We start from the raw sequence: 13,109 nt of genomic DNA, 5'->3' as shown, positions 1-13,109 counted from the left end.
ATGAATAAATTCCTCTTTTTTGTTTTATTGCTTTCCGGTCATGTTGCGTTTGCCCAAAATCAGCAAGCAGACTCATTAAATACCAAAGCTGAAAAGGAAAATTTTAGCGACGATTGGGCTGCTTTAACGAAATATCAGAAAGAAAATGAAATTTTACCGCTGCCCACCAAAAGAGAAAAAAGAGTAGTGTTTTTGGGAAGTTCTATTTTCGAATTCTGGAAACAGAAAGATCCTGAATATTTTAACAGGAATAATTATGTGGATAGGGGAATAAGTGGCCAGCTTTCGCCACAATTGCTGATCCGTTTTCGGCAGGATGTAATTAACCTGAAGCCAAAAGCGGTGATTATTTTGGCAGGTAGTAATGACATTGCAGGAAATACTGGCCACGTTACCATAGATAAGATTATGGATAATATTAAATCTATGGCAGAACTGGCAAGGTTACATCATATTAAGGTTATACTTTGTAAATATCTTCCGGTTTACGAATATCCATGGAACAAGCGCATTAAAGCAGCCGATAGTATTGTGGATCTAAATGAAAAAATTGAAGCCTACTCCAAAGAGCGGAATTACACTGTTCTGGATTATTGGACACCTTTGGTAGACGAACGAAAAGGTCAGCGCGCTGAGCTAACGGTAGATGGTGTTCATCCTAACCTTGCAGGTTATAAAATAATGGAAGAGGTAACCGACGCTGCGGTAAAAAGGGCTTTCAAAAACTGGCACTAGAAAGATCATTGGGCCATTAGTTCATTGGCTGATGATTCGAAAATTTGAGCGCTTCAGATCAAAACTACTTTCTTTTATGTCATTCTCAACGCAGTGAGTAATCTTTAATAAAGCTGAAACAATACGTATAACCTTTGGACTTCGATATTTTAATTTAATTGAGGCTTTGAGTGCTAAAATTGGTGGTTTACCATTGCCCTGGCATTAGCTGTTTATTAACATGAATTTCTTTTTTCGGACAAATGCAAACAAAAGAAAATCAAGACCTGTGCCATTTGTGCGGTCTGCGTAATCATGAAAATGAGCCTGTCTCAAAATAACAGATTAAATAATAGCAGGAGAATTAAATTTGGGTATATCATCATGCTCAGCTTGACTGGGCATCTTAATGCTCTGTTAAGGACTTATTTAGTTGCCGTTCTATCGTATTAAGATTAGCTTCGCTGAGCACTCCGTGGTTCCCGTTTTCACGGGAATGACGCCCTTTCAAAATATTATTCTGCCAAAAATCTCCAAAATCATTTCTGAGACAGCCTCCGGTGAAAAACGATAATTTGTTTTCGATGATTGCTCGATTTATTATAGCATATATTGTACCTAACTGTTTTAGGATCAATCTAAAGAATATTTCCGGTCAAAAGACTGATGATTTTTATTAAGGCAATCATCTCAAACAAAAAAAGTCCCGATTTCGTCGGGACTTTTTATTAATCTAATTTTTTATACCTGATGCGTTTTGGAGCTACATCGCCCAAACGTTTTTTACGGTTTTCCTCGTAATCAGAATAGTTTCCCTCAAAGAAATAAACTTCAGAGTTCCCTTCGAAAGCCAGGATATGGGTACAGATCCTGTCCAAAAACCACCTGTCGTGACTGATTACAACTGCACAGCCGCCAAAGTTTTCTAAAGCTTCCTCCAGCGCACGTAAAGTATTTACATCAATATCGTTGGTTGGCTCATCCAGTAGCAATACATTGGCTCCTTTTTTTAAGGTAATGGCTAAATGCACGCGGTTACGTTCACCACCCGATAAAATGCCGACTTTTTTCTGCTGATCACCACCATTAAAGTTAAACTTTGAAACGTAGGCACGGCCGTTAACGGCTTTGGTACCTAATTGTATATTGTCTAATCCATCAGTAATGTTTTCGTAAACGGTTTGCTCGGCATCTAAATCATTGTGCATCTGATCTACATAACCCAGCTCAACCGTTTCACCTACGCGGAAAGTGCCGGCATCTGCCTCTTCCTGTCCGGTAATTAAACGGAATAAGGTGGTTTTACCTGCACCATTGGGCCCAATAATACCAACAATACCTGCCGGAGGAAGGGAAAAGTTCAAATTGTCGAACAGTACCTTATCGCCATAAGCTTTGCTAACATTCGTGGCTTCAATAACCACGTTGCCTAATCGCGGCCCTGGAGGGATGAAGAGTTCCAATTTCTCTTCTCTTTCCCTGCCATCTTCCGAAGCTAATTTATCATAGTTGGCAATACGTGCTTTCGATTTTGCATGACGTGCCTTAGGTGCCATACGTACCCATTCGAGCTCTCGCTCTAAAGTTTTCTGACGTTTGCTCTCGGTTTTTTCTTCCTGTGCCAAACGCTTTGCTTTCTGATCTAACCAGCTGCTGTAGTTCCCTTTCCATGGAATACCTTCACCACGGTCTAACTCTAAAATCCATCCGGCCACGTTATCAAGGAAATACCTGTCGTGGGTAACCGCAATAACTGTTCCTTCGTAATTTTGCAGGAATTGCTCCAACCAATCGATACTTTCGGCATCTAAGTGGTTGGTAGGCTCATCTAATAGTAATACATCAGGATGTTGCAGCAATAGACGGCACATGGCCACACGGCGGCGTTCACCACCAGATAACACACTAATTTTAGTATCCGGATCAGGGCAACGTAAGGCATCCATGGCCCTTTCCAGTTTTGAATCAATTTCCCAGGCACCTAAAGAATCGATTTTATCCTGCAGTTCGCCCTGTCTGGCCATTAACTTATCCATTTTATCTGGATCAGAATAGTTTTCCTCCAAACCGAAGGCCTCATTCACTTCTTCATATTCTTTTAAGATGGCCGTAACTTCGGCTACACCTTCTTCAACTACCTCACGAACGGTTTTTTCCGGATCAAGGATCGGCTCCTGAGCCAGATAACCAACCGAATAACCGGGAGAGAAAACAACTTCGCCCTGGTAAGATTTATCCAGGCCGGCAATAATTTTTAGAAGAGATGATTTACCAGAACCATTTAAACCGATTACTCCGATTTTGGCGCCGTAAAAGAAAGAAAGGTAAATATTTTTTAAAACCTGTTTTTGTGGCGGGTAGATTTTGTTTACCCCTGCCATTGAAAATATTATTTTCTCGTCAGACATGTTGATTTTTTGTATTTAGCTTATTTAAAGGCACTATTATTTCCAAAACGAATTTTTATAAGCAGAAATTTTATTTTTCAAAATTATCCGGTTTGCAAAAGCGGCAGTGCGACGCCGGTTACAAAGATAGAAACAACAGGACCATTACAAAATGGTTTACAAAGTATATCGTAACTTTTCATGATGGAGTGAAGTATACGCGTTTGACAAATTAGATCGAATAATTTTCTGCCCTACGGTAAAAAATAAGTATACCGGAATTGATCTAAACCGTCGCAGGGGCTATGGTTTATTTGCCTGTATTTATCTTGCGTTCGTAAGCATCATATTAAATCATCATGGATACTATAAACTGTACGATGCCAGTATTCAACAGCCGCCAACGGAACGGATTTACGTCTGCTATAAACAAAACCTGCTGGTGATAATGTTTAAGACAAATTGGTTTAACATTATCGTTATAATTCGATAATATGGGTTTTTTAGGTGCTTCAACAGCTATCTTATTAATTTGGCCCCTAAAAATTACCATATTGCCCCTCACTCATATGCCGATTTTAGTGGTTAATTTGTTACAACCAAATATACTATTGAACATATGAAGAAAACCAGACTATCAAGAACATTCAACTAACCCTCTGCTTACAATTATCTCTATTGAGGTGATTGCTGCCAAATTATCATCAAGCTTTTTTTTAACTAGGAAAAGCTTTCTGGCGAGTTTTGCAAAGTAAGAATATCTGTCATTGTACGGTTTTACCGTATGATGGTTGGTACGCTCATGAATAAACTAATAAACAAACAATTTCAAACTAAAATCAAAAAATGAGAAAAATCTACAAAAAGAAAGCTCAAATTTCGGGCTGCCTGTTTTTCCGTGGAGGCGTATTCCGAACGCTGCTCAGTATGCTGTTGTTTTTGAGTATGGGCTTTGCAGCCTCAGCTCAAAATGAAGTAACGGTAAAAGGAGTGGTAAAGGATACTATGGGCGGATTACCAATGGTTAATATTAAAATATCCGGTACAACCCGGGGTATTTCTACTGACGAGGTTGGTCGATATACCATCAAAGTCCCGCGGTCAGGTAAATTACTTTTTAGTTTAATAGGCTACAAAGCTCAGCTTAAGGCCGTTTCAGATTATCAAAAATCTGCTGACGGTACTTATACTATTAACGTGATACTAACACCCGATGCCAATTCTCTTGAGGACGTGGCAGTAGTAGGGTTTGGTACACAAAAGAAAGAAAGTGTTGTAAGTTCTATTACAACAATTAACCCCAAAGAATTAAAAGGCCCTACCAGTAACTTAACTACCATGTTGGCAGGACGTGTGGCAGGTATGATTGCCTTTCAACGCAGTGGTGAGCCAGGCGCAGATAATGCCAACTTTTTTATCAGAGGTTTAGGAAGTTTCGGGGCAGGAAAGCAAGATCCCTTAATTTTAGTTGATGGTGCAGAAGTTAACCAAACTGATTTAGCCCGTTTGCAACCTGACGATATCTCGACCTTTAGTGTATTAAAAGATGCAGCCGCTTCAGCCGTATACGGTGCAAGAGGTGCAAATGGTGTTTTATTGATTACTACAAAACTAGGTAAGTCTGGTGAAACCCAATTCACTTTTAGAGCTGAAAATTCGGTATCAGGCAATACTCAGAACTTTAAATTTGCTGATAATATCACCTATATGAGGCTGGCAAATGAAGGCGCCCTTACCCGCAATAGGTTGGCGCAACTACCTTATCAGCGTGCTAAAATTGATGCGACAGCTGCTGGGGAAAATCCATTGCTTTATCCGAACAATAATTGGATTGATGAACTGATTAAAGATTACACTCTTAACCAACGATTTAATATGAATATTACCGGGGGTGGTGTCAAAGCAGTTTATTACATTTCTGGTACCTATAATATAGATAACGGTGTTTTAAAAGTTGCTGACTTAAATAACTTTAACAGTAACATTAAACTGAAGAACTACAGTGTGCGCTCTAACGTAACTATGAACTTTACTAACAGCCTTACCGCTGATATTAAAGTGTACGGACAGTTTGACGATTATACAGGACCAGTAGGTGGTGGATCTACTGCTTTTAACAGGGCATTGTGGTCAAATCCTGTGATGTTTCCTGCAGTGTACCCAGCTAGTTTTCAGCCTTATACTAAACACCCATTGTTTGGTGGAGCACTTGCTCCAGATGGAAGCTTATATATGAATCCTTATGCAGAAATGGTTAAGGGTTATCAGGATAAGAATTCTTCTACGCTACAGACACAAATAGAACTTAAACAAGATTTAAGATCCATTACTCCTGGATTGAACCTACGTTTAATGAGCTACGCTAGAAGATATGCCAGTTTTGATATCGCAAGGTATTACAATCCATTTTACTATTCTGCAACCGAGCAACCGGATGGAAGCGCCGTTTTAACCGTATTAAATGGCGGAGGTGCAGGTAGCAGGGGGTTATTAGGCCAAGAATATTTAAATTATACCGAAGGTCGTAAGGATGTAAATTCGATTTTTTACGCAGAACTTGCAGCTAATTACAGTCGCACTTTTAAAAAGCATGATGTTAGTGCAATGGTAATCGGTACCATGAGAAATTATTTAGCAGGGAACTCAGGAAGTTTACAATTATCTCTTCCTGCAAGAAATCAGGGTGTTTCTGGTAGAGCAACATATGGTTATGATAGCAAGTACTTAGCAGAATTTAATTTTGGTTATAATGGTTCAGAACGTTTTGCAGAATTTAACAGGTTCGGATTTTTTCCATCATTTGGATTAGGCTATGTCATTTCGAATGAAAAGTTCTTTAAGCCCTTAACAAATGTCATTACAACGCTAAAATTGCGAGGTACCTATGGTTTTGCCGGAAATGATCAGATTGGGCAAGCAGGTGACCGGTTCTTTTATCTTTCCGAAGTATCAATGGCCGATGGACGTTTTGGTGCAGCATTCGGCGAAGATGGGTTGTACTACAGACCTGGAGTTTCGTTCATAAGATATCCCAATAATTTAATTACCTGGGAGCGTTCTGAAAGTACTAACCTTGCTTTAGAGATGACTTTATTCAAAGATCTAAATATGACATTTGAGGTTTACAAGCAAACTCGAAGCAGTATTTTAACTAGCCGGTCGTTTATCCCCAGCACAATGGGACTACAAGCTCAGATTCGGGCAAATACCAACAAATATCAGAGTCAGGGTATAGATTTTAATACCAACTATAACAAGTCTCTGGGAAATAGTATGTTTGTGCAGCTAAGAGGTAATTTTACGTATGCTACAGGAAAAATTTTAACTGCTGATGAACCTACTTACGCAGCTAATGAATCCTATCGTTATTTAACAGGGCAGCCTACAAATCAAACATATGGTTTAATTGCAGAGCGTTTGTTTGTAGATGATAATGAGGCGAAAAATTCTCCAAAGCAATTTGATGGAATCCCAGGAATCAATTATGGTGGCGGTGATATCAAGTACAGGGATGTTAATGGTGATGGAATTATATCTGAAGCGGATCGGGTTCCTATTGGTCTTCCAACAACTCCGGAAATTATCTATGGCTTTGGTGGTACTTTTGGGTTTAAAGGTTTTGACTTTTCTGTATTCCTACAAGGTTCAGCACGTTCTTCATTTTTTATAGATCCCGGAAATATTTCTCCTTTTGTGATTAACCACGAGGATCCGAATATGGCTTACAGATCGCCGAATGCCACACAAAATGGTTTATTGAAAGCCATAGCAGACAGTCACTGGTCTGAACAAAATAGAGACAGTTATGCGTTTTGGCCTAGATTAAGCGACAGGTTTGTTAACAACAACTTACAAACATCAACATGGTGGATGCGTAATGGTGCTTTCTTAAGAATTAAGAGCGTAGAATTAGGCTATAACCTTCCGAATAAACTACAGAAAAGACTTGGATTGAAAACAACTAGACTATACTTGAACGCAAATAACCTTACTGCAATAAGTGCATTTAAATTATGGGACCCTGAAATGGGCGGAAAAGGTCTTGGTTACCCAATTCAGGTAGTATATAACATTGGTGTAAATGTCTCTTTTTAGAAAACGTATAGGAAATAGTAGTTATGAAAATTAAAAGTGATTCAAACAAAATAAATAATTATAAACTAAGGTTATTGAAATACGCCTTTACAGCATTACTGGCTATTGGCTCAATATCCTCATGTAAAAAATATCTGGACATCGTTCCCGATAACATAGCCACATTAGATAATGCCTTTACACTTAGATCGGAGGCCGAGAAGTATTTATTTACGTGTTACTCTTTTCTGCCATCAGATGGAGATCCTTTGGCTAATATCGGTTATATGACCGGAGATGAAATCTGGACATCTTTGGACGAACGTGGATTTATTTCAGAAGGATGGAGAATAGCAAGGGGCAATCAAAATGCTTCTGAGCCACTTTTTAATAGATGGAGTGGAAAAGATCAAGCAGTGGATGGAAAGAATTTCTTTCAGGCGATCAGAAACTGCAATATTTTTATTGAAAATGTAAGTGACGCAAGTAAAGTGCCAGATTTACAATTGGATGAGCGTCAAAGATGGTTAGCTGAAGCCAAATTTTTAAAAGCTTATTACCACTTTTTGTTAATGAGAATGTATGGACCAATTCCTATAATTGACAAAAGCCTACCTATCAATGCCGATCAGAACGAAGTGCAGGTTAAACGTGCTCCATTCGATGAATGTGTTAATTATGTTGTTGGTTTGCTTGATGAGTCTTTGGCTGATCTGCCTCAGAGAATTAGGGATCGTACAAATGAATTAGGAAGAATAACACAGCCAATCGCATTAGCTATCAAAGCAAAGATTTTATTAACTGCTGCCAGCCCGTTATTTAATGGTAACCCTGATTATGCCGGATTTAAAGATAAAGATGGTATACAGTTGATTAACACAACTTACGATGGCAATAAATGGAAAAAGGCTTCTGATGCTGCAAAAGTTGCAATTGATGCAGCTGAAGCTGCAGGTTTTAGACTTTATACATTTCCTGGTACTACAGCCTTAAAAATCTCTGATTCTACTAAGCGTCAGTTAACGATTAAAGGAGCATTAACAGAGCGTTTTGGACAAAACCCAGAAGTAGTTTGGGGAAATCCCAATAGTGTGGCCAGCTTTTTACAATATGCTGCGATGCCACGTTTAGACGCATCTAAACCAGTGGCCGTTGGACAAGCCTTACAACAGTTAGCGCCACCTATTAAAATTGCAGAGATGTTTTATTCAAAAAATGGGGTGCCAATTAATGAAGATAAAACATTAGATTTTACCAATCGATACAGTTTAAGAACAGCTGTTAAGGCAGAGCGTTTTTACATTAAAGAGGGATACGCCACCGCCAGACTTAACTTTGATCGTGAGCCTCGTTTTTATGCGGATTTAGCGTTCGATGGCGGAACATTTTTCAAGTATGACAGTCCTGGAAATACAGATGAAAATACTTACATCGTTGAAGGAAAATCTAATCAAATATCTGGTGCCAATAACTTTGGCTGGTATAATGAAACTGGTTATTTTGTTAAAAAGGTTGTAGATTGGAACATGGCCCATACAGATAATAATGTAAGTTACAGGACTTATGCCTGGCCAGAAATCAGATTGGCTGACTTATATTTAATGTATGCAGAGGCTTTAAATGAAAGCCTTGGAGCACCTACACAGGAAGTATACGATTACATAAATAAAATACGTACCCGAGCAGGATTAAATTCGGTAGAGTCATCGTGGTCAACTTATTCTACCAGTCCAACTAAATACACTACAAAGGATGGAATGCGTCAGATCATTCAACAGGAGCGACTGATTGAATTGGCTTTTGAAGGAAGTAGATATTGGGATATTAAACGATGGAAGCGTGCCACAGAACTATTTAATCAGGCCGTTACAGGTTGGAGCATTTATCAACCTACAGCACAAGAATATTATAGAGTTAGAACAGTTTATAACCAATACTTTATCTCCCCAAGAGATTATCTGTGGCCTATAAAGGCATATGACTTGACGGTTAATCCAAAATTGGTACAAAACCCGGGATGGTAATAAATGACAATTAAATTTAATGATATGAAAGTACGTAATAAAATACTTTTTCTATTTATATGTGGTGTTACCACAGTATTTTCTTCTTGTAAAGAAGATATAGTTGGTCCATTAGAAAATAATACCAACAAGCCTGGGCAGGTATCCGGTGTAACAGTAGAAAATGGACCTGGAAATGCTACAATTAGTTATAAGTTACCTAATGATAAGGACCTGCTGTATGTTAAAGCGGTATATAATTTAGCAAATGGTCAGGAAATGGAAGTCAAATCTTCTTATTACAATAATTCATTATTGGTGGAAGGATTTGGAGACATGAACACACACGATGTTAAGATATATTCTGTTAGCCGTAGCGAAATAGCGTCTGACCCGATAGTTGTTAAAGTAAAACCTCTTGAAAATCCTATTTGGGGAGTGTATAGAAGTTTAAAAGTTATACCTGATTTTTCAGGTTTAAATTTCAAGGCAAGTAATGCATCAAAAACAGATATAGTTATTGAGGTACTCAAGTATCAAAACGGTAAATATGTAGGAAACCCCAAAGACAATCTCTATACTTCAGCACAGGATATCGATAATTCGTTGAGAGGTATAACAGATACCACTGCCCAAAAATTTGCCGTAACCGTGAGAGACAGATGGTTAAATTACTCAGATACTCTTTATACAACGCTAAAGCCTTTGTATGAGACCATATTATCTAAATCATTTTATCGCGCGGTAAACTTGCCTACAGATGTTGGTCAACAGTATTCCGGAACGAGTTTGTCTAAAATGTGGGATGGTGACATTATAAACTGGCCAAATATTTCCTTGACAAGTACCGGTACGGTTGGTCCGCAATGGGTAACATTCGATATGGGGCAATCAGCTATATTAAGTCGGATCGTAATATGGAACTATCCGGAATATCTAAATTCTGGAAGGATGTATTATTATGGAGGTAACCTGAAAAAATTCGAAGTCTGGGGAAGTGATAATCCGGCTGCTGATGGAAGCTATACCAATTGGAAGCTTTTAGGTTCATTCGATTCAAAAAAACCATCAGGAAGTGCGTACGGTGTGCAAACTGCAGAAGATTACACATTTGCCAATAATGGTATAAGTTACACATTTCCTGCTGGCGGAAACCAAAAGGTAAGGTACATACGTATCAAATCGATCAATAATTGGCAAGGTACAACGTTCATGAGTATTGCAGAGTTACAATGCTATGGTGACCCTAGATAATTAATTCATTAGCTAAAAGGAAGGAAATATGTTAAACAAACATAAAATATCAAAACTTATCTTGACGTTAGTTGTGATAGGTACAATTTTCGCCTGCAGAAAGGCAGATGATTACAAAAAATATGTAGAAGGAGGTGAAATATCTTATCCTGGTAAACTTGATTCTGTAAATGTAATGTCAGGTGATAACAGAGTGCTGTTAAAAGGTCTGTTTCTGGCGGACCCAAAAGTGGTATTGTGTAAAGTTTTCTGGAATAATTTTAAGGATTCTTTAGTTATTCCGGTAAATAAAAAAAATACGGTTGATTCTCTGTCGATATTTGTTCCTAATGTTTCAGAGGGAGTTCAAAGCTTTAACATTTACACTTATGATAAAGCTGGAAATCGTTCTGTAGCTGTAAATAAGGTTGGCATTTCTTATGGCGATCGTTATAAGGCGTCATTAAGTAACCGCGGGGTATTTTCAGCAGTTAAAGGAACGGATGGTAACGCAACCATTCAATGGTTGGGCATGGACAAATTAACCGGCGTTTTTACAACTGAACTTCAGTATACCAATTCCAGCAATAGCTTGGTTACGGTGAGAACGCCAATCGATTCAACCAAAACAATTCTTAAAAATTACAAAAGCGGTTCAACATTTAAGTACCGTACCTTATTTCTGCCTGATACCAATTGCATAGATACTTTCAAAGTAGCTTATTCAGCTAATTTAGCCGTAGATGAAGATATGACGGCCTTGTTATCGAATACCGGACCATTTAACAGAGCTACCTGGGATGGATCAAGATGGGGTACCCTAGCAGGATGGACCACAAGCGCCGGTGCTAAAAACATCAACAACAATCAGTATGGTGGATATGAGCTCAGAGGTGGTACAGGTGTGTTGTCTTTTGAATCTGGCTGGGGAATCAATACGCCTGTTACCAATGGACTTATTTATCAAACCATCACATTGCCGGCCGGTAATTATACTTTTAGGTTATCTGGCATTGATCAGAACAGCGGGGGATCAAGGTATATCGCTGTTGCAGCTGGTAACACCTTACCTGATGTAGCTAATGTTCCAACCGCTGCTATCGCTTATACAAATATTTCTAGTGGCGAATTAAATTTTTCACTTACGCAACAAACCACTGTTTCAATAGGTTTTGCCGTATCCATAGCCAACACAGGCCAATATATCAAGGTTGGCAGTGTTAAGTTGCTCAAATGGGCTAAATAATTTATCAACACCCTAAGCGTAACAACTTAGGGTGTTTTTATTTACAATCTGTTCAGATGAGCATAGAAATAAAAGGTTTTCTGCTAAGCTCAACTGTCAGTCTATTGTCATTACTAAATAACGAAACCAATGAAGACTCAATCAAAAAAATATCTTATTGCAGCATGTTTTATTTTTGCCCTTTTGGGTGGATGTAAAAAGAATGAAAAAGTAGCTGAAACCACAACACCTAAAACGGAGTCAAATGGTTCCATTGCTACTATTACCACTAGCACTTTTACAAATATTACCACCACTTCTGCCATGAGTGGGGGAGTAGTAACAGACAAAGGCGGGTCGCCGGTTACCGACCAGGGGGTTTGCTGGAGTACCTCTCCAAAACCAACGGTGGATAACAATAAATCCGGAGTAGTAAGTGTGAGTGGATCAGGCACGTTTACCAGCGAAATTAAAGGACTAACGGCTTCAACTAAATATTACGTAAGAGCCTTTGCTGTGAATAAAGCCGGAGTTGCTTATGGCAATGAAATCGAGCTTGTTACCGCCAGCATAGCCAGCGCTACCTTTGGTTTTTCTCCCATGTATATTATAGGTTCTACTGTGGCAGCAGCAGATATTGAAGTGTTAACAGATGGTGGTGATGCCATAACAGAACGGGGAATTGTCTATGCTTCCACATCAAATCCTACCATTAATAGTAGTAAAGTGAAGCATAGTAATAAAGGGCTTGGTAAATTTAGGGTGAGTTTAAAAGACCTGACGCCAAAAACCACCTATTACGCCCGGGCTTATGCCATTAATTCAAAAGGAGTAAGTTACAGTAGTGAAGTGACGTTTAAAACCATTGCAAAAGGTAATTTCACCTATACCTTTAACAAATCCCAAAATCCTGGGGCGGAAGAGCTCGCTGCGTATAGCAGGCTGCAGGTTGCTATTGATAGTGCAGCCTGGTATTTTAATAACTATACTTCTGTTACTAAACACGTATATCTTAATTATGTTGATGGTGTACCAACAGCTGACGCAAACAATCAGGGTTGGATGCGTTTTGGAACCAATTCTTCCTATCAAAATCTCCGCACAATGCTTCATGAAGGCTCGCACACTTTAGGTACAGGAACTTCTTCATGGTGGTGGAATACGTTGGTCAATGGTAAACTTCAGGCGCCTAGTGTAACGGCTATATTGAGGCTGATCACAAATGACAATACTGCCCAGCTTAGTGGCGATAGCCAGCATTACTGGCCTTATGGTCTTAATCAGAATTCAGAGGTGACAACAAGCTGGGATTTTGCTTATACCTGCTTAATTATCGAAGCCATGCGTAAAGATGGTTTAACAGAATTCAGCGGTAGCTATACACCATAATGGCTATATTTGAATGCAATAGTATATGCCGGTTTTCAATAACGAAATGAAAACAGGCTGTTCCAAAAATAGTAAACCCCAAAG

7 protein-coding genes are annotated in these 13,109 nt (G+C 38.8%); 6 read left to right on the top strand and 1 reads right to left on the bottom strand.

Translation table 11 applies throughout. The features are described 5' to 3' along the window. Positions 1 to 735, top strand: coding sequence for a GDSL-type esterase/lipase family protein (locus BM107_RS18400; protein WP_090986004.1), 735 nt, complete (start codon positions 1 to 3; stop codon positions 733 to 735). A gap of 707 nt (positions 736 to 1,442) precedes the next feature. Here BM107_RS18400 and ettA read toward each other — a convergent pair. Continuing rightward, the gene (ettA, locus tag BM107_RS18395) at positions 1,443 to 3,122 is read right to left on the bottom strand and encodes an energy-dependent translational throttle protein EttA (protein ID WP_090986002.1); all 1,680 of its coding nucleotides are present in this window, start codon (positions 3,120 to 3,122) and stop codon (positions 1,443 to 1,445) included. A gap of 825 nt (positions 3,123 to 3,947) precedes the next feature. On the opposite strand from ettA, the gene BM107_RS18385 reads away from it, so the two are divergent. The 5 genes from BM107_RS18385 (at position 3,948) to BM107_RS18365 (ending at position 13,025) form a co-directional block, all read left to right on the top strand. Continuing rightward, the gene (locus tag BM107_RS18385; protein WP_166672367.1) at positions 3,948 to 7,196 is read left to right on the top strand and encodes a SusC/RagA family TonB-linked outer membrane protein; all 3,249 of its coding nucleotides are present in this window, start codon (positions 3,948 to 3,950) and stop codon (positions 7,194 to 7,196) included. Between the two features lie 266 nt (positions 7,197 to 7,462). Beyond that, the gene (locus BM107_RS18380) at positions 7,463 to 9,199 is read left to right on the top strand and encodes a RagB/SusD family nutrient uptake outer membrane protein (protein WP_244278855.1); all 1,737 of its coding nucleotides are present in this window, start codon (positions 7,463 to 7,465) and stop codon (positions 9,197 to 9,199) included. 24 nt (positions 9,200 to 9,223) lie between these two features. Next, positions 9,224 to 10,432, top strand: a complete 1,209-nt coding sequence (locus BM107_RS18375) for a DUF5000 domain-containing lipoprotein (RefSeq protein WP_159435281.1) — start codon at positions 9,224 to 9,226, stop codon at positions 10,430 to 10,432. 28 nt (positions 10,433 to 10,460) lie between these two features. Then, positions 10,461 to 11,657, top strand: coding sequence for a DUF4998 domain-containing protein (locus BM107_RS18370; protein WP_090985994.1), 1,197 nt, complete (start codon positions 10,461 to 10,463; stop codon positions 11,655 to 11,657). 129 nt (positions 11,658 to 11,786) lie between these two features. Continuing rightward, positions 11,787 to 13,025 (top strand): hypothetical protein, encoded by a 1,239-nt coding sequence (locus BM107_RS18365; RefSeq protein WP_090985992.1) that lies wholly within the window; start codon positions 11,787 to 11,789, stop codon positions 13,023 to 13,025. Positions 13,026 to 13,109 lie beyond the last annotated feature (84 nt).

The organism is Pedobacter suwonensis (assembly GCF_900111825.1).
Lineage (GTDB): Bacteria > Bacteroidota > Bacteroidia > Sphingobacteriales > Sphingobacteriaceae > Pedobacter > Pedobacter suwonensis.
This window is presented reverse-complemented; position numbering and strand designations above follow the sequence as displayed.